Here is a 22747-nt window from a genome sequence, read left to right on the forward strand (position 1 = left end):
TCCGGCGGTGGTCTGGCCCCGCCCCGTGCCGCTGATCGGCGACACCACCTCCGCGGCCGACCGGGCCGGGGCACCGGACGGCTGGCGGTTCCCCGAGGCCGCCCGGCAGGCGCTGCAGGACGTCGTCGCCGCCCGCCGCGACGTGCGCCGGTACCGCCCGGACCCGGTGCCCACCGAGGTGCTGGACCGGGTGCTCACCGCCGCCCACGCCGCGCCGTCGGTGGGCCACTCCCAGCCGTGGCGCTTCCTCGTCGTCGACGACCCGGCGCTGCGGGAGAGCGCCGCGCTGATGGCCGACTCCGCCCGGCTGGCCCAGGCCGCGCAGCTGGACGCCGACTCCGCGCGCGGGCTGCTGGACCTGCAGCTGGAGGGCATCCGGGAGGCACCGCTGGGCGTCGTGGTCTGCTGCGACCGGCGCACGCCGGCCGCCGGCGTGCTGGGCCGGGCCACCTTCCCCGACGCCGACCTGTGGTCCTGCGCGTGCGCCGTGCAGAACCTGTGGCTGGCCGCCCGCGCCGAGGGGCTGGGCACCGGCTGGGTGACGCTGTTCCGCCCCGACGAGCTGGCCGGACTGCTGGGGCTGCCGGACGGGGTGCAGACGCTGGGCTGGCTGTGCCTCGGCTGGCCGGACGAGCGGCCGCCGGCCCCCGGGCTGGAGCGGGCCGGGTGGTCGCGGCGCACGCCGGTGGACAGCGTGGTCTTCCGCAACCGCTGGCCGGGGGCGGCCGACCCCGCTCCCCCGCCGTCCCGGCTGCGGGCCCCGGGCCGGGCCGCCGTGGTCGGCGCGCGCGACGACGCGGACACCCTGCTGACGCCGCCGTCGTCGCTGGGCGTGCTGGACCGGGCGGTGGACCGCGTCGTCGCCCTCGGCCACGGCGGGCTCACCGGCGGCACGCTGCTCGTCGCCGCGGGCCGGCACCCGGTGGCCGGGCTGGGCGTCACCGCCTTCGCCGGGTCGGTCACCGACGACCTGCTGGACGCCGCCCGCGCCGGCCGGGCGATGGGCACGGTGGCTGCCCGCGCGGCCGGTCTGGCGGTCGCCGTCGTGGACGCCGGGAGCGCGACCGGCGACCTGCGGGACACCGACCCGCTGACCCCGGCCGCCGCCCGCGAGCTGCTGGACCGCGGGACCCGGCTCGGCGCGGAGCTGGCCGCCGCCGGGCTGGTCGCGCTGGGCGAGATCGGGGTGGGCAACACCACGGTGGCCGCGGCGCTGACCGCGGCGCTGCTGGACCTGCCACCGGCCGAGGCGGTCGGCCTGGGCACCTCGGCGGACTCCGCCACGCTCGCCCGGAAGGCCGCCGTCGTCACCGCGGCGCTGCACCGCTGGCGGGCGGCGGGCGCCTCCCGGGACCCCGAGGCGCTGCTGGCCGCACTCGGCGGACCGGAGTTCGCCCTGCTCACCGGCGTGGTCGGCGGCGCGGCCCGAGCCGGGGCGGTGGTGGTGCTGGACGGGCTGGCCACCGGCGTCGCGGCCCTGGTGGCGGTGCGGGCCGAGCCCGCGGTGGCGGCGTCGCTGGTCGCCGGGTCCCGCAGCCGGGAGCGCGCGCACCCGCTCGTGCTCGGCTGCCTCGGCCTGGAGCCGCTGCTGGACCTGCGGCTGCGCGCCGGGGAGGGCGTCGGCGCGGCACTCGGCGCCCAGCTGCTGCTCACCGGCCTGCGGCTGCGCGCCGGCACCGCACGCACGGCTGCTCAGACGGGGACGTCGACGTCCACGAGCAGCTGACCCTCCGGGCCGCGGACGAACGTGATCTGGTGCTGCTCGCGCACCTCCTCACCGCCCCGCCGGACGAAGGTGACCGGGGCGGTGACCACCAGCGAGCCGTCGGTGGCCTGGACCTCGCCCAGCTCGACCTTCTCGAAGCCGCTCCAGAAGCCGCGGTAGGACTCCCGGTCCAGCCGCGCCCGCAGGGTGGGGCCGGTGCGGTCGTAGGCCTCGTCGGCGTTGCCCGGCAGCAGCTTGTAGTACTCCTCCAGCTCCTTCTGCAGGTCCTTCGCGGTCACCTCCGCGCCGGGCGTGGTCGGCGCCGGGGCCGCCGTGGTGCTGGCGATCGTGCTGGCCGGGGGGCTGGGCGTGGTGGACGGCGCCGTCGGCTCGGGGGCCGGTGCGGGCGCGGGCGCCGGCTCCTGCGCCGACGTGCTGGCGCTGCTGCTCGCGGCGCTCGAGCCCGCCTCGCCGTCGCCCAGGGTGCTCACCACCAGGGCGATGCCGGCACCGACCAGCGCCAGCAGCAGCAGGCCGGCCACCAGCAGCGGCCACCGCCGCAGGGCCGGCGCCGGGCGGGGCGTCGCCGGGGCGACCGACGGCGCCGGCCCGCGCGGCGGTGACCCGGCGGGCAGGTCGGTGCGGGTCGCGGTGCGCTCGGGGGGCCGGCCGGTCGCCCCCGGTGCGGCGGCCGGCTGCTGCCGGGGCGCGGCGCTGCGGGCCGTGGTGGCCCGCACCGCCGACGGCGGGACGGGGCTCAGCACCGCCGGCGTGGTCAGCACCGCGGTGGCGTCACCGTCGTCCCGCGCGACGGCGATCAGCTCGTCGCGCACCTCGACCATCGTGGGGCGCTGCTCCGGGTCGCCGGAGAGCATCCGCAGCAGCGGCTTGGTGAGCGCCCCGGAGCGCTCCGGCGGGTAGATGTCGCCGGCGGCGGCCCGGTAGAGCATCTTCAGGCTGTTCTCGGCGACCCCGAACGGGGGCTGGCCCTCCAGGCAGGCGTAGAGGGTCGCCCCCAGGGAGAACACGTCGCTGGCGCTGCCCGGCTCCTCACCACGCGCCACCTCGGGGGCCAGGAACGCCGGGGTGCCCTTCACGATCCCGGTCTGGGTGAGCCGCACGTCCCCCCGGGCCCGGGCGATGCCGAAGTCGGTGATCTTCACCAGGCCGTCGGCGCCGGGGCCCTCGCCGATCAGGATGTTGCCCGGCTTCACGTCCCGGTGCACGATCCCCGCGGCGTGCGCCGCGCTCAGCGCGTCGGCCACCTGGGCGCCGACCTGGGCGGTCTGCTCCACCGGCAGCACGCCGGCGGCCGCCACCACCTCGGCCAGGCTGCGCGAGGGCAGGTACTCCATGACCAGCCACGGTTGCCCCTCGGCCACGACGGTGTCGTAGACGACGACGGCGTGCGGGTGCTGCAACCGCGCGGCGATCCGGGCCTCGCGCATGGCCAGCTGCCGGTTCTCCTCGGCGTGCGCGGCGCTCTGGCCGGGCGGCAGCAGCACCTGCTTGAGGGCGACGTCCCGGCCGAGCCGCTCGTCGTGCGCCAGCCACACGGCGCCCATGGCGCCGCCGCCGATCTGCGACCGCAGCCGGTAGCGCCCGGCGACGACGTCGTCGGGTCCGGTGGTCACCCGACAACTCAACCACTGGCGCCGACCACCGGTCGACGCGACACCTCGACCGGCCGGACGGGTCGCCGGCCCGACACGCTGAGGGTGGCGTCGCGCGGCCGCGGCGGCCCGCGCCCGGCCCGGGTCGTGCCTGGCAGGCTGCCCCCGTGACCCTCTCCCCCGTCGACCGCGCCCACCTCACCCGCTGCGTCGAGCTCGCCGAGCAGGCACTGGCCGCCGGGGACGAGCCGTTCGGCTCGCTGCTGGTCGACGCCGCCGGCACCGTCCGCGCCGAGGAGCGCAACGAGGTGTCCGGCGGCGACGCCACCCGGCACCCGGAGTTCGCCCTCGCCCGCTGGGCCGCCGCGCACCTGGACCCGGACGAGCGGGCCGCCGCGACCGTCTACACGTCCGGCGAGCACTGCCCGATGTGCGCGGCCGCGCACGCGTGGGTGGGGCTGGGCCGGCTGGTGTACGCCAGTTCCTCGGCCCAGCTGGGCCGGTGGCTGGGTGAGCTGGGGGTGCCGGCGGGGCCGGTCGCGACACTGCCGGTCACCACGGTCGCACCGGCGGTGCCCGTCGCGGGGCCGGACGAGGAGCTGTCCGCGCGGGTGCGGGCGCTGCACGTGACCCTGCACACGACCGGCTGACCAGCGCCCCCCGGGGCGAAGCGCGGGTGCCCCCACCGGCCACCGGCAGGTCATACTCACCCCCCGAGCTGGCTGCTCCGCTGGGAGGTGGCGTGAACACCGAAGGTCCAGGCACGACCGATCGGACCGGCGGCTGCCCCGGCTCGGGCCACGGGCACGGCCGGGCCGCGGGCGGTGGTGCGCGGTGACCGACCCGCTGGGGGAGCTCCGCGGCGCGCGGGACCCGGACGAGGTGGTGCCGGTCTTCTTCCTCTCCGACAGCACCGGCATCAGCGCCGAGACCATGGGCAACGCCCTGCTCATCCAGTTCCCCGACGTGCACTTCGAGCGCACCCTGATCCCGTTCATCTCCACCGTCGAGGAGGCCCGGGAGGTCGTCGCCCAGCTGGACGCGGTGATGGACGGCCCGGTCACCCCGCTGTGCTTCACCACCGCCGCGGTCGACGAGGTGCGCGAGGAGCTGCTGCGCACCAGGGCGCCGATCATCGACTTCTTCGGGCTGCACATGGCCCAGGTCGAGCAGCAGCTGGGGTCCCGTGGGCTGCGCGAGGCCCGGCGGCTGCACGGGGTGGGCGACGTCCGGCGCTACAACGACCGGATGGCGGCCATCGAGTTCGCCATCGAGCACGACGACGGGCTGAGCCCGCGCGGGCTGGACCGGGCCGACGTCGTCCTGCTGGCGCCGTCGCGGTGCGGCAAGACGCCGACCGCCATGTACCTCGCGCTGCAGCACGGCCTGTTCGTGGCCAACTACCCCCTGGTCGACGAGGACCTGGAGACCACCGACCTGCCGCGACCGGTCGCCGGCCTGGCCGACCGGTGCTTCGGGTTGACCACCACCGTGGCCCGGCTCAGCCGGGTCCGGCAGGAGCGGCGCCCGGAGTCCCGGTACGCCTCGGAGGAGCAGTGCCGCCTGGAGCTGCGCCGCGCCACCGAGATGTACGCCACCCACCACCTGCCCACGGTGGACACCTCGGCGGCCTCCGTCGAGGAGATCGCCGCCGTGGTGATCCAGACCCTGGCCCGTCAACGGCGGAGCGCCGCAGCCCGCCCCCCGGTCGGCCGTGACACCCACAGAGGAAGGACGCCCCGCCCATGAGCACCGACAGCACACCCGCGGCAGCCGCCGCCCACCCGTCCGCGGACGCCGACAACGTCCGCTGGTTCGCCGAGCTCGGGCTGGACGACCTGGAGGTGGTCGGGGGCAAGAACGCGTCGCTGGGCGAGATGATCTCCAACCTGGCCGACGCCGGGGTCAGCGTCCCGGACGGCTTCGCCACCACCGCCGCGGCCTACCAGCGCTTCCTGGGCGACACCGGCCTGGCCCAGCGGATCTCCGAGCGGCTGCGCACCCTGGACACCGACGACGTCCGCGCGCTGTCCGCGGCGGGCCGGGAGATCCGGCAGGCCGTCGTCGACCAGCCGTTCCCCCCGGCCCTGGAGGCCGACATCCGCAGCGCCTACGCGAAGCTGGCCGGCGACGACGCCGAGGCCTCGTTCGCCGTGCGCTCCAGCGCCACGGCCGAGGACCTGCCCGACGCCTCGTTCGCCGGGCAGCAGGAGACCTTCCTCAACGTGCGCGGCATCGACGCCGTGCTGCAGGCAGTCCGCGAGGTCTACGCCTCGCTCTACAACGACCGGGCGATCGCCTACCGGGTGCACCACGGCTTCGACCACGACGTGGTGTCGCTGTCGGCCGGGGTGCAGCGCATGGTCCGCTCCGACGTCGGCGCCTCCGGGGTGCTGTTCACCATGGACACCGAGTCCGGCTTCCGGGACGCCGTGTTCGTCACCTCGGCGTACGGGCTGGGCGAGGGCGTGGTGCAGGGGGCGGTCAACCCCGACGAGTTCTACGTCTACAAGCCGGCCCTGCTGGCCGGGCGGCCGGCGATCCTCAAGCGCGGCGTGGGCGACAAGGCCACCAAGATGGTCTACACCGAGCACGCCGAGGTGGGCCGCACGACCGAGTTCGTCGACGTCGCCCCGGCCGAGCGCCGGCAGCTCTCGCTCACCGACGACGAGGTCACCGAGCTGGCCCGGCAGGCCCTCAGGATCGAGGACCACTACGGCCGCCCGATGGACATCGAGTGGGGCAAGGACGGGCTGACCGGCGAGATCTACATCCTGCAGGCCCGGCCGGAGACCGTGCAGTCGCGCTCGGGCAACACCACCGAGCGCTACCGGCTCACCGGCACAGGCACCCCGGTCATCGAGGGCCGGGCCATCGGCCAGAAGATCGGGGCGGGGGCGGTGCGCGTGCTCACCGACATCGACCAGATGGACGGCTTCACCCCGGGCGACGTGCTGGTCGCCGACATGACCGACCCCGACTGGGAGCCGATCATGAAGCGCGCCTCGGCGATCGTCACCAACCGGGGCGGCCGCACCTGCCACGCGGCGATCATCGCCCGCGAGCTCGGCATCCCCGCCGTGGTGGGCACCGGGACCGCGACCCGGGTGCTGTCCGACGGCGACGCCGTCACCGTGTCCTGCGCCGAGGGCGACACCGGCATCGTCTACACCGGCGACGTCGGCTTCGAGGTCGAGGAGACCCGGCTGGACGCGATGCCGGAGATCAGCACCAAGATCATGATGAACGTCGGGACACCGGAGCAGGCGTTCGCCTTCTCCCGACTGCCCAACGCCGGGGTGGGTCTGGCCCGGCTGGAGTTCATCATCAACCGGCAGATCGGCATCCACCCCCGCGCGCTGCTGGACATCGACACCCTGGACGCGCCGCTGAGGAAGCAGGTCGAGGAGCGCATCGTCGCCTACCCCTCGGCCCGGGACTTCTTCGTGCAGCGGGTCGCGGAGGGCATCTCGATGATCGCCGCGGCGTTCGCCCCGGAGCCGGTGATCGTGCGGATGAGCGACTTCAAGTCCAACGAGTACGCCAACCTGCTCGGCGGCACGCTGTACGAGCCCGAGGAGGAGAACCCGATGCTGGGCTACCGGGGCGCCTCCCGGTACCTGTCGGCCGACTTCGCCGACTGCTTCGCGATGGAGTGCGAGGCGCTGCGCTACGTGCGGGACGAGATGGGCCTGACCAACGTCAAGATCATGATCCCCTTCGTGCGGACGGTGAAGGAGATCGAGGGCGTGGTCGCGCTGCTCGGCGAGCACGGTCTGCGCCGCGGGGAGAACGGCCTGTCGGTGGTGATGATGTGCGAGCTGCCCTCCAACGCGTTGCTGGCCGACGCCTTCCTGGACCACGTCGACGGCTTCTCCATCGGCTCCAACGACATGACCCAGCTGGTGCTCGGCCTGGACCGCGACTCCAGCCTGGTCGCGGCCGGCTTCGACGAGCGCGACCCGGCGGTGCTCGCCGTCCTGGAGATGGCGATCAAGGCGTGCCTGGCGCGCGGGAAGTACGTGGGCATCTGCGGCCAGGGCCCCAGCGACCACCCGGACCTCGCGGAGTGGCTGGTGGCCCAGGGCATCGAGACCATGTCGCTGAACCCGGACACCGTGGTCGACACCTGGCTGCACCTGGCCAAGACCGCCACGCCGGGCTGACCCGCCCGCGCCGGGGCCCGGACCGCCGAGCAGTCCGGGCCCCGTCGTGTCGGCGGCGTGCAGGATGAGGCCGGCCAGCTACTGGGCGTCGACGAGCACCCGTACTCCCGGCTGCCGGAGCGACCGCGGACGGCGGTGGCCCTCAGCGCTGACGCCGGCCGCGGAGCCCCGGGCCCGGGAACAGTGAAGGCCCCGACCCGGCATCGCTGCCGGTCAGGGCCCTGCTGCTGCTCCCCCGTCTGGACTCGAACCAGAAACCGTTCGATTAACAGTCGAATGCTCTGCCAATTGAGCTACGGGGGACCATCGGCTGTCGTACTCGCCTGGGAGAGGTTACCCCACTGCACCGGGCCACACGGAGAGGGTTCCCGGCGTGCCGCGGACCTCCGTCGCCGGTAGCGTCAGGCCTTCGCGACCGGCCTGGGGGCCGGTCCACGATCCAGGGGGATCCCGTGGCCAAGTTGTCGTTCCTCGTCGGTCTCGGCACCGGCTACGTCCTCGGCGCGAAGGCCGGGCGGGGCAGGTACGAGCAGATCCGCACCTTCTACGACCACGCCAAGGACGACCCGCGGCTGCAGAGCGTCGCGGGCATGGCGCAGGCCCGTGCCGACGCCATCGTGAGCTCGGTGAAGACCCGGATGGGCAGCGACACCTCCAGCACGACGACGCCGCCGAACACGGTCAGCCAGATGAGCGACCGCGTCCCGGTGAACGGAGCGGGCACCACGCGCTGACGCCGCGGGCCGGCCCGCGCCGGGCTCAGCGGGTGGGGTCCTCGGCCTCCACCGCTGCGGCCAGCCGGGCGCGGGCGGCCTCGCGTGCCTCCGGGTCGGCCCGGTCGGCGTCGTCGTCGAAGACCACCGACCACTCGCGGGCCGGCTGACCCGGCACCCGGCGCGCCACCAGCAGCACCGAGCCGCCGGTCGGCAGCGGGTGCCGCTGGCTGGCCACCACCGTCTCGTCGACCCGCCGCCGCAGCACCGCCGGCAGCTGCCCGGCGTCGGTCAGCAGGTGGCGCACCGCCGCGCCCCGGGTCTGGACGCCGGGCTCCACCTCGGTCAGCGGGACGACGGTGACGCTGCCGCCGCCCGCGGCGCTCGCCTTCCAGGTGGCCCGGCCCACCTCGTGCCAGCGGAGCACCGGCAGCGCGGCGGCGTCGGCCGCGCCCACCGCGGCGGGCACCTCGCGCAGCCCCCGGGACGTCGCGACCAGCCAGCCGTCCGGGTCGAGCGTGGCCACGGCGAGCACCCGCTCGTACGGGTCGGGTGAGGCGGCCAGCACGGTGCGCACGGCCTCCGGCGGCGGGACGAGCCGCCGTCGCAGCCGGTCGAGCAGGCTCATGCGCCCAGCCCGCCGGCGGCCCGCTCGCGCAGCGACCGGGCCAGCTGCTCCAGGGCCATCAGCCGGCCGAAGAGCGCCATGTACTCGTCGGCCTGCTCGACCGGGTTCATCCGCTGCAACTTCCCCTTCAGGGTGGCGAGGTCACGCTCGACGGCCATCAGCTGGAGCCGGGCCATGAGCGCGTTGACGTACCCGGCGTCGTTCTCCCCCACCGAGCGCATCGGCTCCACGGCCAGCGCGGTGAGCATGGCCCGGGCGGTGTCCCGGGTGCACTGGGTCGTGACCAGCTCCAGCCAGTCGGCGCCGCGGACGGTCGCCGCGGCCGCTCCCCCGGTGGCGGCGACGGCGGCCGCCACCGCCGCGTAGTCCGGGTCGGTGTAGGCGCCGGGGTCGACGGCGTCGAAGGAGGGGCCGGCCAGTTCCGGGCTCTGCAGCGCGGCCTTCACCGCCTCCCGCTCGACCTCCCGTGCGGCGTCGTCCGGGGTGCGCTGCGCGGCGCGCGGGCGGGGCCGGGGGCGCTGGCCCTGCCCGGTGTCCCCGCTGAGCACCCGCACCCGCTCCCGCACCTCCGCCTCGTCGGTGTTGCCGATCATCCCGGCCAGCCGGGCCGCGTACGCCGGGCGCAGCGCGTGGTCCTTGATCGCCGCCACCATCGGCGCCGTCTTCTCCAGGGCGGCGACCCGGCCCTCCACGGTGTCCAGGTCGTAGTCGGCCAGCGTGGTGCGCAGCACGAACTCCACCAGCGGGCTGCGCCGGGCGATCAGGTCGCGCACCGCGGCGTCGCCGTGCGCCTGGCGCAGCTCGCACGGGTCGCGGCCCTCCTGCTCCACGGCCACGAACGTCTGGGCGACGAAGCGCTGGTCCTCGCTGAAGGTCTTCATCGCCGCGGCCTGCCCCGCGGCGTCGCCGTCGAAGGTGTAGATCACCTCGCCGCGGAAGGAGTCCTGGTCCATCAGCAGCCGGCGCAGCACGCCGATGTGCTCGGTGCCGAACGCCGTGCCGCAGGAGGCGACCGCGGTGGTCACCCCGGCCACGTGGCAGGCCATCACGTCGGTGTAGCCCTCGACGACGACGGCCTGGTGCTTGCGGGCGATCTCCCGCTTGGCCCGCTCGATGCCGTAGAGCACCGAGCTCTTCTTGTACAGCGGGGTCTCCGGGGTGTTCAGGTACTTCGGGCCCGGGTCGTCGTCCATCAGCTTGCGGGCACCGAAGCCGATCACGTCACCGGTGATGTCACGGATCGGCCAGAGCAGCCGGCGGTGGAACCGGTCGATGTAGGTGCCCCGGCTGGACTGCTTGGACAGCCCCGCCGTCTCCAGCTCGCCCTGGCTGAAGCCCAGCTGGCGCAGGTGCCGGGTCAGGCCGTCCCAGCCGCCGGGGGCGAACCCGCAGCCGAAGTCCAGGCTCATCTCCCGGGTGAAGCCGCGGTCGGCCAGGAACTGCTGCGCCGGTGCGGCGTCGGCGGTCATCAGCTGCTCGGCGTAGAACGCGGCGGCCGCGGTGTTCGCCGCCACCAGCCGGGCCCGCTGCCCGGCGGCGGCCCGGTCCGGGGCCCCGGTGGGCCGACCGCCGTCGTCCTCGTACTGCAGCTGCACACCGGTCCGGCCGGCCAGCAGCTCCACCGCCTCGGTGAAGCTCAGGTGGTCGATCTGCTGGACGAAGGAGATGACGTCGCCACCGACTCCGCACCCGAAACAGTTGCCCGTGAGGATGTCGTCCTCGAGCGTGAACGCGTGCGTCCCCGGCACCTCGGCGCAGAAGACCTCCTCCACGCGGTCGGACCACTCGACCGATCTCACGACCCAGTGGGTGCGCTCGTAGGCCTTGGTCCGTCGTGTGGCACGTTCGCGGTGCTGCTGGGGGAGGTGGAACGACTCGGGCAGCCCCCTGGTCGTCAGCCGCAGGTCGTAGACGTCGCTCGGCACCCCGTGGATGCCCATGCGCGTCTGCCTGGCGATGCCGGAGGTGCCGATGCCCAGCCGGGTGCACAGGGCACGGACGTACTCGAGGTCGTCGAGGCACGCGGGATCGAGGATCGCGTCACCGTCCTCGGCGACGCAGCCGTCGGCGGCGACGTACCCCGCCAGCCAGCCGAAGCGGTACGACGTGTCGTCCTCGAGCGCCGGCCGCTCGTCCTCGTAGTGCGCCGGCATGCCGTAGAAGCGCATCCCCCGTTCCTCCGTCCGGGACCGGCACCCCTGGGAGAAGCGCGTCAGCTCGGCGTCCTCGTCGCCGAAGAGCACGGCGATCGAGCCGGCGTCGGACCGGGTGCCGTCGCCGGCGACCAGGCCTCGCGCGACGCCGACGGGCGAGGGCACCGTGGCTGCGTGGAAGAGCCGGCTGCGCGGGAAACTGGTGACCAGGCGGTCGCCGGGCCGCAGGTCCTTGGTCAGCCGCTCGAGGCGTCCCCGGGTCTTGTCGGCCCGGACGAACCAGCGGTGCTCATCGGTGGCGTACAGGTCCTTCACCCGGCCGTTGCGCGTGAGCTGGACCTTCATCAGGCGCTGGACCCCGTAGGACCGGACAGGTGCCTCGACCCAGTGCGCCGTGCCGTCCAGGACACGGACCGTGCGGCCGGACAGCTCGCGGATCGGAACGACCCCGTCCTCGGTGAGCACCCCGGTCTCCCCCGCCAGGCAGTGGAACAGGTTCCGCGAGGGGGTGACCTGGAAGGACGGGCTCTTCTCGTCGTGGAACGGGCACAGGCCCTTCAGGCTCCCGCCGCCGGCCCGCTTGAGCTGCAGGTGCTCGCCCACGATCTCGTCGATCTTGGCCCGCTCGCGCACCGTGACGATGTCGGCGGCGCGGATGCGGCCGCGGCGCTCGCCTGCCATCAGGAGGCCGCCGCGGCCGAGCGCCGGATCAGCAGCAGCTCGACCCACAGCAGGAACACCTGGTGCTCGACCGGCAGCTGCTGCGCCGCGAGGGTGGGCCGGTTGCCCCAGCCGGTACGACCGCTCTCGGCAACCGGCCGCCCGTCACGGAGGTAGCGGTGCGTGCCCTTCCACCGGGAGGCGTGCTCCATGTGCAGGGTGGTGTCCTCCAGCTGAAGGGTCCAGAGGTCCTTCCACCGGGAGGGCCGGTGGGCGCAGAACCGTTCCGCCGTCTCCGGGTCCGAGGCCCAGCGTCCGGTCAGTCGCCCGCGGCGCCTGGTGAAGACCCACTCGCGGTCGCCCACCGCGGCGGTCGCCGCCTCCTTCCAGTTCGACGCGCGCACCGTCGCGACGACGGCGTCACCGGACAGCACAGGGCGCACCCCGCTGCCGACGCCGTGGCCGCCGCTCCTGCCGAGTTCCAGCACCGTTCCCCTCCCCGGGGCCACCGACCGTCCCGCCGTGGCTCCCGCACCGATCATCCTCCGCCGGTCCGACGGTCCTGCCGGCCGTCCCGGAGGACGTGCGGTCAGCCGACGCCGGGCGCGCCGGCCACGCTGGCGCCGGTGACCCGGTAGACCAGGTAGGCCGCGGTCTCCCGGAAGATGTAGCGCGCCTGCGTGCCGCGGGTCTGCACGGCCGGGCCCTGCCGGGTCGGCGAGCTGGTGGCCTCCAGGCCGCTGTCGGTGGCCATCCGCTCGGCCCGCATGGCGTGCCACGGGTCGGTCACCAGCACCGCGGTGCGCCAGCCCCGCTCGGTGAACGCGTCGGCCACCACCTGCATGCTCTCCAGCGTGTCCACGCCCTCGGGCACCGCCAGCAGGTCGTCGTCCGGCACCCCGGCGGTGGCCAGGTACTCCCGGCCGGCGTCGGCCTCGGTGAAGGCGTCCCCGGCCGCCTTGCCGCCGACGGTGACGACGACCGGCGCGACGCCCTGCTCGTAGAGCGCCAGTGCGTGTTCCAGCCGCGCCTCGAAGATCGACGACGGGACGCCGTTGTACTGCGCCGAGCCGAGCACCACGATGGCGTCACTGCGCGGGCGGTCGTCCTGACGCGCGGTCCACCAGATCGCCGTGGCCGTGGCGCCCACCATCAGCACGCACGCGAGGACCAGGGCGCCCAGGACCCGAACCAGCCGTGCCACCCGACATGGGTACCACGCCCCCCGGCGCCCAGCGCAGTCACCCACAGGGGGCGTGGCGACACCCCGGACGACGACCCGGTTCAGCCGACGGCGACGCCGCAGACCTTGGCGCCGCTCTGCGGCACCATCGTCAGCGTCGTGCGGGTCGTGGCGCCGCCGTCGGTCCACTCCACCTGCACCTCGACGGTCGGGTCGTCGGTGTCCAGCTCGGTGGAGCCGACCACCCGCGGGGTGCCCGGCTGCAGGTACTCCGCGTTCAGCTGGACCTCCTCCAGCCGGGCCCGCTCGGCGTCGCACAGCAGGCTGTAGGCGGTGCCCACGTCGCCCTGGGAGAGGGCCGAGACGAACACGCCGGCCGCCTGCTCGGACTGCTCCGTCGCCGACCCGTTGACCACCGGCAGCAGGTAGGCGGCCAGCAGCGCGACCAGACCGGTGCCCAGCAGCGCGGCCACGATCCAGCGGTTGCGGCCGCGCGGCGTCCCGGTGTGGAGGGGGGCCGGGTCGTCGTCGTACAGGTAATCAGGGCTGCTCACCCTTCCAGCATGCGCCCACTGCCCCGCCCTGCCCCCGGACCCCGCCCATCGCCCCGCCCCCGGATCCCGCCCGGCGGGCGGTCAGCCCCCGCCGACCAGCAGCTCGGCGCCGGCCGGTGGCCGCGGGTCGTCCCGGTCGTCCAGCCAGCCCTCGGGCAGCGACACCGGCCTCGGCGGGCTGGTGCGACCGCGCGGGGCACCGAGCACGGCGGCGGGGTAGGCCTGGTCGGGGATGCCGGCGAGCAGCTCGGCGAGCTCGTCCAGGCCGCTGACCATGGCCAGCGCGCGCCGGGTGTCCGAGCCCACCGAGAAGCCCTTGAGGTACCAGGCGACGTGCTTGCGGAAGTCGGTGCAGCCGTGCACCTCGCCGTGCTCCTCGGCCAGCAGCGCGGCGTGCCGGTGCATGATCGCCGCCACCTCGGCCATCGTCGGCAGCGTGCGCCGCGGCGACCCGGCGAAGGCCGCGGCCAGGTCGCCGAACAGCCACGGCCGGCCCAGGCACCCCCGCCCGACGACGACGCCCGCGCAGCCGGTCTCGGCGACCATCCGCAGCGCGTCGTCGGCCTCCCAGACGTCGCCGTTGCCCAGCACCGGGATGTCCACCAGCTCGACCAGGCGGGCGATGTGCGACCAGTCCGCGGTGCCGCTGTACAGCTGGTCGGCGGTGCGCCCGTGCAGCGTGATCGCCGCGGCGCCCTCGTCCTGGGCGATCCGGCCGGCGTCGGCGTAGGTGTGGTGCGCGGCGTCGATGCCGACCCGGGTCTTCACCGTCACCGGGACGTCGCCGGCGGCGCGCACCGCGGCCCGCACGATGTCGGCGAACAGCACCCGGCGCCACGGCAGTGCCGAGCCGCCGCCCTTGCGGGTCACCTTGGGCACCGGGCAGCCGAAGTTGAGGTCGATGTGCGCAGGCCGCGTGCCGGCGACCCGCTCGTCGACCAGCATCTCGACCGCGCGGCCGACCGTCGCCGGGTCCACGCCGTAGAGCTGCACGGAGAAGGCGTCGTGCTCGGCAGGTGTCGCCCGGACCATCTGCAGCGTCTTGGGGTTGCGCTCCACCAGCGCCCGGGTGGTGATCATCTCGCACACGTAGAGGCCGGCGCCGAACTCGCGGCACAGCGTGCGGAACGCGGGGTTGGTGATGCCGGCCATCGGCGCGAGCACCACGGCGGGGTCGACCGTCAGGCTCCCCACCTGCAGCGCGGGCAGCGCCGTCGGCCGGTCGAGGGTGCTGGTCACGGTGCCCAGGGTAGGCGGGCGGCGCAGCTCACCCGCCGAGCAGCCAGCCGTGCTCGTCGGCCAGCCGCACGGCCTCCGCGCGGGTGCGGGCCCCGGTCTTCCCGATGGCCGCGGACAGGTGGTTGCGCACCGTGCCCTCGGCCAGGTGCAGCGCGCGGGCGAGGTCGGCCACCGTGCCGCCGTCCCGGGCCGCGCGCAGCACGTCGGCCTCCCGGGCCGACAGCGGGCTGGAGCCGGCCACCAGCGTCTCCTCCGCCAGTGCCGGGTCGACGGCCCGCAGGCCCGCGTGCACCCGCCGGACGGCGTCGGCCAGCGCCCGGGCCGGGGTGTCCTTGACCACGAAACCGCTCGCCCCGACCTCCAGCGCCCGGCGCAGGTAGCCGGGCCGGCCGAAGGTGGTCACGATCAGCACCCGGCAGGTGGGCAGCTCCTGCCGCAGCGCGGCGGTGGCGGCGATGCCGTCCAGCCCCGGCATCTGCACGTCGAGCAGCGCGACGTCCACCCGGGCGGCGACCGCGGCGGCCACCACCTCGTCGCCGCGGCCGACCTCCGCCACGACCTCCAGGTCCGGCTCCATGGACAGCAGCGCGGCGAGCGCCCCGCGCACCAGCGCCTGGTCGTCGGCGAGCAGCAGGCGGATGCTCACCCGCGCCCCCGCCCCGCGGTCGTCACCCGCAGCCGGAAGCCCCCGGACGGCGACGCCCCGACCTCCAGCCGCGCGCCGACGGCTGCGGCGCGCGCCTGCAGGCCGGCCAGCCCGGTGCCGCAGCCACCGCCGGTCGGGCCGCGGCCGTCGTCACCGACCTCCACGCCCTCCGACGACAACCGGACGACGCACCTCCGGGCGCCCGAGTGCCGCACGACGTTGGTCACGCCCTCGCGCAGCACCCAGGCGGACAGCTCGCGCAGCTCCGCCGGGACCACGTCGACCGAGGTGGGCAGGTCGGCCTCGATGCCCGCGGCGTCCAGGGCCCGCCGCGCCGCGGCCAGCTCCCCCGCCAGCGACACCTGGCGGGTACCGGCCGCGGTCGCCCGCACGTCGGCCAGCGCCCCGCGAGCCAGCTGCTCCAGGTCGGCCACCTCGGCGCGGGCCCGGTCGAGCGCCGGTGCCGGCTCGACGGACTCCAGCAGGCGGCCGGTCAGCTCCGCCTTGACGGTGATCACGGTCAGGCTGTGCCCGAGGATGTCGTGCACGTCGCGGGCCAGCCGCTCGCGCTCGGTGGTGACCGCGAGCTCCACGAGCTGCTCCCGGGCCAGGGCCAGCTGGGCGTTGCGCATGAGCACCTGGGAGATGCCGTAGGCGGCGACGGAGGCGAGCACCAGCTCGGACACGAGGTCGTCGGCCGACGCCCACCCGGGGACGGCCCGGGGCAGCAGGACGGTGATCACCAGCAGCGCGGCGAGCACGCCGGCGGCCGGGCGGAGCGGGAGCATCATCGCGGCGCTCACGGCGATGTAGAGCAACCCCACCAGCACGTGGTCGCGGGCGGCGGGGGCGGCCAGTGCGAGCAGCACGACCTCGAGTCCCAGGACAGCCCAGACGACGGCAGCGGCGGGCATCCCACCGCGGCTGCGCTGCCCGCGCCAGACCGCGAACGACCCGGCGAAGAGGACGGCGAAGGCCGCGAGGGAGACGACGCCCAGCCAGCGCAACGGGAGCGACGGCTCGCGCCAGGCCGCGGACAGCGGATCGGTCAGGTAGACCAGCCAGATCGCCGCGAAGAACGCCCCGGCCCGCGACGTGCCCATCCGCAGCCCCTCGCCGTCGTCCGCGGGGGCTGCGGGTGCGGTCCGCGGGCGCCCGGCCGCGTCCGTCGCCTGCTGCTCCACCAGCGCCATGACGCTCACCTCCGGCGCCCAGTCTGCCGCTGCGGGAGCTGCGGACGGCCCGGTGCCCACCCCGACGGGTGGGCCGGGGTGGGCACCGGAGAGCAGGTCAGACACGCGCGGTGTCGCGGCGGAAGCGGAGCACGGCCCCGGTGACGAACACCGCCGTCCACACGACGACGTTGGCGAGCGCACCCCAGCTCATCGGGTCCCCGGTCAGCGGCAGCCGGGCCAGCGCCCCCACGCCGTAGGCCGGGGTGAACTGGGCGATGCTGCGGAACGTGCTGCCCAGCAGGTCCAGCGGGACGAACAGCCCGCCCAGGAAGGCCAGCAGCGCCAGTGCCGGACCGAGCAGCTGCATCACGTTCTCCGAGGGCAGCAGGTAGCCCATGAACAGGCCGAACGCGGCGAACACCATCGCACCGACCCAGGCGACGAGCGCAGCGACGACCCATGCCCAGGCCGGCATGCTGGCCCCGCCGACGGCGCCGGCGACCATGACGGTGGCGATGGACATCGCGCCCAGCACCAGGGCGCTCAGCGCCTTGGTGGCCATGTAGGCCACCGGGTCCAGCGGGGTCAGCCGCAGCTGCCGGGACCAGCCCTGCGCACGCTCGACGGCGACCGACGCCCCGGCGCTGGTGGTGGCCAGCATCGCGCCGTACACCATCAGGCTGATCATGATGTAGGCCGAGACGTTGCCCCGGCCGGCGCTCTCCCCGCTCTGCGCGCTCCCGCCGAACAGGAAGAAGAACGCCGGCGGCATGACCAGGCTGAAGACCAGCGTGCGCCGGTTGCGCAGGAGCCGCCGGGTCTCCAGCTGCAGGAACGTGAGGGAGAACCCGCCCAGCGCGGGCACCCCCCGCTGGACCGGGGCGGTCGTGGTGGGCAGCGCGGTGGCGGTCATCGGGTCGCTCCGGTCAGGTCGACGGTGTCGGGGGTGGTGTGCGGGTGGCCGGTGAGGGCGATGAAGGCGTCCTCCAGGCCGCGCGAGGTGACCTGCAGGTCGTGCGCGGGGGTGTGGGTGAGCAGGTGGCGGGCGACGGCGTCGGAGTCGGCGGCGCGCACCAGCACCGTCTCGCCGCGCAGCTCGACGTCCTCGACGCCGGGCAGCGCCCGCAGCTGCAGCGCCTCCCCGGTGCCGGCGCCCGGCCAGGTGGCCGTGACCAGGCGCCCGGCGGACATCGCCTTGATCTCCGCCGGCGTCCCGTCGGCGACCACCCGGCCACCGCTGACCAGCACGATCCGGTCGGCGTAGGCGTCGGCCTCCTCCAGGTAGTGCGTGGCGAACACGACCGTGCGCCCGCGGGTGGCGTCGGCGTGCATGGCGTTCCAGAAGTCCCGCCGTCCCTCGACGTCCATGCCGGTGGTGGGCTCGTCGAGCACGATGAGGTCGGGGTCGGGCAGCAGGGCCATCGCGAAACGGACCCGCTGCTGCTGGCCGCCGGAGCACTTCCCCACCCGGCGGTCGGCGATCGAGGTGATCCCGGCACGCTCGAGCACCTCGGTGACGCTGCGGGTGTGGCTGAACAGGCAGGCGGTCAGCCGCAGGGTCTCGGCCACGGTGAGGTCGCGCAGCAGCCCGCCGGACTGCATGACCGCCGAGACCCGGCCCTCGGCCACGGCCTGTCGCGGGCCCGTGCCGAACACCTGCACCGACCCGCTGTCCGGGGTGCTCAACCCGAGCAGCATGTCGATGGTGGTGGTCTTGCCCGCCCCGTTGGGACCCAGGAAGGCGACCACCTCGCCCTGCGTGACGGTGAGGTCCAGACCGTCGACGGCGGTGACGCCGCCGAAGCGCTTGACCAGGCCGCGCAGCTCGGCGGCAACGGTGCGGGACGGGGTCCCGCGGGCAACGGTCGTCCGGGACGGCGAGGCGTCCACCTGCAGCGATGTCATGCCGACAGCCTGGCGCCGGGCCGGCCGCCGGACCTCGGCCGACGATCACGACCTCGACATGACGGTTGTCATGGCCGCCGACGGCCGGCGGAGCTCCGCGCGGCTGCGGCGGGCTCAGCCTCGGGTGACCGCGAGCATGTGGTCGGCGCCGCGCTGGAACTCGTAGGGCACCGGGACGACGTCGACCCGGTGCCCTCGTGCCTGCAGCCGGTCGAGCAGCTGCGGCAGGAAGCCGACGGCGTCCCCGGTGGCCTGCACGACCAGCGGGAACACCCGCACCTGCCGGGCGACCCGGAGCAGCTCGGTGAGGGCGGCCTCGTGCCACGCCTCGTCGAACACGTCGGACCAGGTGAAGAGCAGGTGGGAGCACAGCGCCAGGTCAGCTGAGCCGTCGGCCAGCGGCAACCGCGGCAGCGCACCGGCGAGGTACCTGCCGGGGTGGGCGCGCAGGTCCCGCTCGAACGCCGCGCGGGCGTCCCGGCGCAGCTCCTCGCGGCGCTCGCGCGAGCCGTACCAGTGCCACACGAAGCGGTCCTCGTGGTCCCGGACGACGGCGGCACCGCGGGCGGTCGCGGGCGCCGACTCCATGAGCACCCCCGCCACGCCGGCGGCGTAGGCCGGGTCCACCGCGGTCACCCGCCCGCCCCGGGCGTTCGCGACCGCGGCGAACCCCGAGGCGCCGGCCGAGCAGTCCAGCACCCGGCCCGACAGGTCGGCCGGCGTGAGGGCGAAGAACGCCTCGTACTCCGCGAAAGACCGGGACGTGACCAGCACCGAGGGCCGCTCAACTGCCGATCAGCCGGGACGCCAGGTAGCCGGGCACGGCGTCCAGGCCGACCCGGTCCTGGGTCATCGTGTCCCGCTCCCGCACGGTCACCGCGTCGTCGGTGAGGGTGTCGAAGTCGACGGTGAGGCAGAACGGCGTCCCGATCTCGTCCTGGCGGCGGTAGCGGCGGCCGATGGCGCCGGCGTCGTCGAACTCGACGTTCCAGTTCTTGCGCAGCGTGGCGGCCAGGTCGCGGGCCTTGGGCGAGAGGTCGGCGTTGCGCGACAGCGGCAACACGGCGGCCTTCACCGGCGCCAGCCGCGGGTCGAGCGCGAGCACGGTGCGGGTGTCGACGCCGCCCTTGGCGTTGGGGGCCTCGTCCTCGCGGTAGGCCTCGACCAGGAACGCCATCAGCGAGCGGGTCAGCCCGGCGGCCGGCTCGATGACGTACGGCGTCCAGCGCTCACCGGAGGCCTGGTCGAAGTAGGACAGGTCGGTGCCCGAGTGCTCCGAGTGCGTCTTCAGGTCGAAGTCGGTGCGGTTGGCGATGCCCTCCAGCTCGCCCCACTCCGAGCCCTGGAAACCGAAGCGGTACTCGATGTCGACGGTGCGGGTCGAGTAGTGGCTCAGCTTCTCCTTCGGGTGCTCGAAGTGCCGCAGGTTGTCCGGGGAGATGCCCAGGTCGGTGTACCACTCGGTGCGGGCGTCGATCCAGTACTGGTGCCAGGTCTCGTCGGTGCCGGGCTGGACGAAGAACTCCATCTCCATCTGCTCGAACTCACGCGTGCGGAAGATGAAGTTCCCGGGCGTGATCTCGTTGCGGAAGCTCTTGCCGATCTGGCCGATGCCGAACGGCGGCTTGCGGCGCGCGGCGCCCATCACGTTGGCGAAGTTGACGAAGATGCCCTGGGCGGTTTCCGGGCGCAGGTAGTGCAGGCCCGACTCGTCCTCGACCGGGCCGAGGTACGTCTTCAGCATCATGTTGAAGTCGCGCGGCTCGGTCCAGGCACCCGTGGTGCCGCAGTTCGGGCAGCTGATGTCGGCCAGGCCGTTCGCCGGGGCCCGGCCCTTCTTCTCCTCGTAGGCCTCCTCCAGGTGGTCGGCCCGGAAGCGCTTGTGGCAGCTCTGGCACTCCGTCAGCGGGTCGGTGAACACCCCGACGTGGCCGGAGGCGACCCAGGTCTGGCGGGGCAGGATCACCGAGGAGTCCAGACCGACGACGTCGTCCCGGCTCTGGACGACGGTGCGCCACCACTGCTTCTTGATGTTCTCCTTCAGCTCGACGCCGAGGGGCCCGTAGTCCCAGGCGGAGCGGGTGCCGCCGTAGATCTCCCCGGACGGGAAGACGAAGCCCCGGCGCTTGCAGAGGTTCACGACCTTGTCCAGGCGCGCGGGGTCGGCCTTGCGGGGGGTGGTGGTGTCGTTCTCGGGCGCGGCCACGGTGGGCTCCATCCGGCTGGCGGTCGGCGGGGGACCCCTAGACGCTAGTCGCCGAGCCGGACCGCGTTACGAGCAGACGCCGATGCTCCCCTCCGTCCCCACCCGACCCACCGGACGCCGATCTCCGGATCCCGACGTGACATCGGCCGCGGCCTGCCGAAGCAAGGGAGGCCGGTCAGTAGGGGCGGGCGCCCGTCGCCGAGGGAGAAGCGTGTCCGAGCATCCACCTGCTGGCCGAGGCAGGCTCCGTTCGCTGCGTGTGCTGCTGGTCCTCGTCGTCTCCGCCTGCGCGATCGTGCCGATGGCCGGTCTGGGCGCCACGGCCTGGAGCCGCAGCAACCACGACTGGCTGGAGAACTCGGGGCAGCTGCTGCAGAGCGAGGCCCGCTCGGCGATCAACAAGATCGACCGCAACCTGTTCGAGCGTTACGGCGACGTCCAGGCGTTCGCCTTCAACCCCGATGCCAGCGGCCCACCCCCCACGGTGAGCGCGGCCGCCGACTTCTACAGCACCAACTACGGCATCTACGACCTGCTCGTCGTGCTCGACCTCGACGGCCGGGTGGTCGCCGGCAACACCGTCACGGGGGACGGTGCCCCGGTCGACGCCCGGGCGCTCACCGACGCCGACCTGTCCGACCGGGCGTGGCTCGCCGAGGTCGCCGCGCTCCCGGCCGGGAAGACGTACGTACAGGAACCCGAGGTCGACCCCCTGGTCGTCGCCGCGACCGGGCGCAGGGAGGCGACGCTTCTGTACGCCGCACCGGTGTTCGCAGCCGACGGCACCGTCAGCCGCATCTGGGTCAACTGGGCGTCCGTGCCGCGCATCGTCGGCCAGATCGTGGACGAGCAGGTGGCCGGGCTGGCGGACCGGTCGCTGGACGTGCACGCCCAGCTGCTGCGCGGCGACGGGGTGGTGCTGCTGGGCAGCGGGGCCGGGGGTCAGCTCGACCTGCTGGCCGCGGGCTCACCTGCCGCCGCCGCGATCGCCGACGGCCGGTCGGGGCACGGATCGGACGACGGCGGCCCCGACGGCACCGGGGGGTCCGCGCAGGTGCGCGGCTGGGCTGCCTCCGAGGGTGCCCTGGGCTTCGCCGGGTACGGCTGGGGGGTCGTGCTCAGCGAGGACGCCGGCAGTGCCGTCGCGCCCGCCACGGGACTGCTCGGCTTCATCGTCTTCACCGTGCTGGTCGTCGCCGCGGTGGCCGTCGTCGTCGCGCTCCTGGTGGCCCGCGCGCTCAGCCGCCCGCTGGACCGGGCCGTGGGCGCCCTCGGCGACGTGGCCGACGGGGACCTGCGGACGCGGCTCACCGAGACCGGCACCTCGGAGATGCGTGCGCTGGCGCGCTCGGTGAACCGGTCGCTGGACGACGTCGGTGCCGCACTCGGTGCCGTGCGCTCCCGGACGGGCGAGCTCGCGGGGGCATCGGCGCGACTGACCGAGGTGTTCGACACCGTTGCCCGGGACGCCTCCCGGGGCACCGCCGTCGCGACCACGGCGAGCACCGCCACCCAGGCCGTGCTCGACAACGTGCGGACGGTGGCGGACGGAGCCGAGCAGATGGGCCGGTCGATCCGGCAGATCGCACACAACGCCGCGCAGGCGGCTCAGGCAGGGGCCGAGGCGGTGGACGTCGCGACGGCGACCCGGGGCACGGTGGCCCAGCTCGACGTCTCCACGCAGGAGATCGGCGACGTGGTCCGGCTGATCACCACCATCGCCGGGCAGACCAACCTGCTGGCGCTCAACGCGACGATCGAGGCAGAGCGGGCGGGCGACGCGGGCCTCGGGTTCGGGGTGGTCGCCGACGAGGTCAAGCAGCTGGCCCAGGAGACGGCCCGGGCCACCGAGGACATCGTCCGCCGGGTCGCGGCCATCCGGTCGGGCACCGCGGACGCCGCTGCCGCGATCGACGACATCGCCGCCGTCGTCGGCCGGGTCAACGACTTCCAGCAGACCATCGCCTCGGCGGTCGAGGAGCAGAGCGCCACCACGACGGTGATGAGCCGGAACGTCAACGAGGCCGCCGTGGGCACGGCCGGGGTCAGTGGCGACGTCCGCACGGTGGCCGAGGCGGCCGCCTCGACCGCTCGGTCGACCGAGTCCATCCGGCGGACCGCAGCCGACCTCGCCGCCATCACCGACGAGCTGCGCAGCCTGACCGACCGTTTCCAGCTCCCCTGACCCGACCGGTCAGCGG

Annotated in this window: 19 protein-coding genes and 1 tRNA gene; 6 read left to right on the forward strand and 14 right to left on the reverse strand. The window is 74.8% G+C overall.

What is annotated here, in order from left to right:
- Positions 1 to 7 precede the first annotated feature (7 nt).
- Positions 8 to 1726 (forward strand): 5,6-dimethylbenzimidazole synthase, encoded by a 1719-nt coding sequence (bluB, locus tag G1H19_RS06290; RefSeq protein WP_162392609.1) that lies wholly within the window; start codon positions 8 to 10, stop codon positions 1724 to 1726.
- On the opposite strand, the gene G1H19_RS06295 is transcribed toward bluB, so the two are convergent.
- Positions 1693 to 3339, reverse strand: a complete 1647-nt coding sequence (locus tag G1H19_RS06295) for a serine/threonine-protein kinase (RefSeq protein ID WP_202925838.1) — start codon at positions 3337 to 3339, stop codon at positions 1693 to 1695. The genes bluB and G1H19_RS06295 overlap by 34 nt on opposite strands.
- A 146-nt stretch (positions 3340 to 3485) precedes the next feature.
- Here G1H19_RS06295 and G1H19_RS06300 point away from each other — a divergent pair, with 146 nt between their 5' ends.
- The 3 genes from G1H19_RS06300 (at position 3486) to ppsA (ending at position 7484) form a co-directional block, all read left to right on the forward strand.
- Entirely contained in the window at positions 3486 to 3968 is a 483-nt protein-coding gene (locus G1H19_RS06300; RefSeq protein WP_162392610.1) for a nucleoside deaminase, read from the forward strand.
- Positions 3969 to 4152: 184 nt separating this feature from the next.
- Entirely contained in the window at positions 4153 to 5067 is a 915-nt protein-coding gene (locus G1H19_RS06305) for a pyruvate, water dikinase regulatory protein (protein WP_235928020.1), read from the forward strand.
- On the forward strand, positions 5064 to 7484 hold the full coding sequence (gene ppsA, locus G1H19_RS06310; RefSeq protein ID WP_152728509.1) for a phosphoenolpyruvate synthase: 2421 nt from the start codon (positions 5064 to 5066) through the stop codon (positions 7482 to 7484). Before G1H19_RS06305 ends, ppsA begins: the two co-directional genes overlap by 4 nt.
- 230 nt (positions 7485 to 7714) lie before the next feature.
- On the opposite strand, the gene G1H19_RS06315 is transcribed toward ppsA, so the two are convergent.
- Positions 7715 to 7787: transfer RNA gene (locus G1H19_RS06315), tRNA-Asn, on the reverse strand.
- A 149-nt stretch (positions 7788 to 7936) separates the two neighbouring features.
- On the opposite strand from G1H19_RS06315, the gene G1H19_RS06320 reads away from it, so the two are divergent.
- On the forward strand, positions 7937 to 8218 hold the full coding sequence (locus tag G1H19_RS06320) for a hypothetical protein (RefSeq protein ID WP_152728507.1): 282 nt from the start codon (positions 7937 to 7939) through the stop codon (positions 8216 to 8218).
- Between the two features lie 25 nt (positions 8219 to 8243).
- On the opposite strand, the gene G1H19_RS06325 is transcribed toward G1H19_RS06320, so the two are convergent.
- The 12 genes from G1H19_RS06325 to G1H19_RS06380 all read right to left on the reverse strand — a co-directional run bounded on the left by G1H19_RS06325 (position 8244) and on the right by G1H19_RS06380 (position 20546).
- On the reverse strand, positions 8244 to 8825 hold the full coding sequence (locus G1H19_RS06325; RefSeq protein ID WP_152728506.1) for a hypothetical protein: 582 nt from the start codon (positions 8823 to 8825) through the stop codon (positions 8244 to 8246).
- A complete protein-coding gene (dnaG, locus tag G1H19_RS23000; protein WP_152728504.1) occupies positions 8822 to 11659 on the reverse strand; it encodes a DNA primase in 2838 nt (945 codons plus the stop codon). The genes G1H19_RS06325 and dnaG overlap by 4 nt, the downstream gene beginning before the upstream one ends.
- Positions 11659 to 12126: a hypothetical protein gene (locus G1H19_RS06335; RefSeq protein ID WP_162392611.1), complete on the reverse strand. Its 468-nt coding sequence runs from the start codon at positions 12124 to 12126 to the stop codon at positions 11659 to 11661. Before G1H19_RS06335 ends, dnaG begins: the two co-directional genes overlap by 1 nt.
- A gap of 101 nt (positions 12127 to 12227) precedes the next feature.
- Positions 12228 to 12842 (reverse strand): YdcF family protein, encoded by a 615-nt coding sequence (locus G1H19_RS06340; RefSeq protein WP_235928021.1) that lies wholly within the window; start codon positions 12840 to 12842, stop codon positions 12228 to 12230.
- A gap of 80 nt (positions 12843 to 12922) precedes the next feature.
- Positions 12923 to 13375, reverse strand: coding sequence for an Rv0361 family membrane protein (locus G1H19_RS06345; protein ID WP_162392612.1), 453 nt, complete (start codon positions 13373 to 13375; stop codon positions 12923 to 12925).
- A gap of 81 nt (positions 13376 to 13456) precedes the next feature.
- Positions 13457 to 14614: a tRNA dihydrouridine synthase DusB gene (gene dusB, locus G1H19_RS06350; protein WP_162392613.1), complete on the reverse strand. Its 1158-nt coding sequence runs from the start codon at positions 14612 to 14614 to the stop codon at positions 13457 to 13459.
- A 28-nt stretch (positions 14615 to 14642) separates the two neighbouring features.
- Positions 14643 to 15260: a response regulator transcription factor gene (locus tag G1H19_RS06355; RefSeq protein ID WP_162392614.1), complete on the reverse strand. Its 618-nt coding sequence runs from the start codon at positions 15258 to 15260 to the stop codon at positions 14643 to 14645.
- The gene (locus G1H19_RS06360) at positions 15257 to 16453 is read right to left on the reverse strand and encodes a sensor histidine kinase (RefSeq protein ID WP_202925839.1); all 1197 of its coding nucleotides are present in this window, start codon (positions 16451 to 16453) and stop codon (positions 15257 to 15259) included. The genes G1H19_RS06355 and G1H19_RS06360 overlap by 4 nt, the downstream gene beginning before the upstream one ends.
- Before the next feature lie 97 nt (positions 16454 to 16550).
- Positions 16551 to 17348, reverse strand: coding sequence for an ABC transporter permease (locus G1H19_RS06365; protein WP_152728498.1), 798 nt, complete (start codon positions 17346 to 17348; stop codon positions 16551 to 16553).
- Entirely contained in the window at positions 17345 to 18340 is a 996-nt protein-coding gene (locus G1H19_RS06370) for an ABC transporter ATP-binding protein (protein ID WP_152728496.1), read from the reverse strand. The genes G1H19_RS06365 and G1H19_RS06370 overlap by 4 nt, the downstream gene beginning before the upstream one ends.
- 114 nt (positions 18341 to 18454) lie before the next feature.
- Complete coding sequence (locus tag G1H19_RS06375) at positions 18455 to 19114, reverse strand: class I SAM-dependent methyltransferase (RefSeq protein ID WP_162392615.1); 660 nt, start codon at positions 19112 to 19114, stop codon at positions 18455 to 18457.
- Between the two features lie 10 nt (positions 19115 to 19124).
- Positions 19125 to 20546, reverse strand: a complete 1422-nt coding sequence (locus G1H19_RS06380) for a glycine--tRNA ligase (protein ID WP_268895986.1) — start codon at positions 20544 to 20546, stop codon at positions 19125 to 19127.
- 259 nt (positions 20547 to 20805) lie between these two features.
- On the opposite strand from G1H19_RS06380, the gene G1H19_RS06385 reads away from it, so the two are divergent.
- Complete coding sequence (locus G1H19_RS06385; protein ID WP_162392616.1) at positions 20806 to 22731, forward strand: methyl-accepting chemotaxis protein; 1926 nt, start codon at positions 20806 to 20808, stop codon at positions 22729 to 22731.
- Positions 22732 to 22747 lie beyond the last annotated feature (16 nt).

The sequence above is a fragment of the Goekera deserti genome (assembly GCF_010685995.1).
GTDB lineage: Bacteria > Actinomycetota > Actinomycetes > Mycobacteriales > Geodermatophilaceae > Goekera > Goekera deserti.

Excerpts from the sequence above, each read along its gene's own strand:
- ppsA (WP_152728509.1), top strand. The coding sequence starts at position 5,064 with ATGAGCACCGACAGCACACCCGCGGCAGCCGCCGCCCACCCGTCCGCG.
- G1H19_RS06325 (WP_152728506.1), bottom strand. The coding sequence starts at position 8,825 with ATGAGCCTGCTCGACCGGCTGCGACGGCGGCTCGTCCCGCCGCCGGAG.
- dnaG (WP_152728504.1), bottom strand. The coding sequence starts at position 11,659 with ATGGCAGGCGAGCGCCGCGGCCGCATCCGCGCCGCCGACATCGTCACG.
- G1H19_RS06360 (WP_202925839.1), bottom strand. The coding sequence starts at position 16,453 with ATGGCGCTGGTGGAGCAGCAGGCGACGGACGCGGCCGGGCGCCCGCGG.
- G1H19_RS06365 (WP_152728498.1), bottom strand. The coding sequence starts at position 17,348 with ATGACCGCCACCGCGCTGCCCACCACGACCGCCCCGGTCCAGCGGGGG.
- G1H19_RS06370 (WP_152728496.1), bottom strand. The coding sequence starts at position 18,340 with ATGACATCGCTGCAGGTGGACGCCTCGCCGTCCCGGACGACCGTTGCC.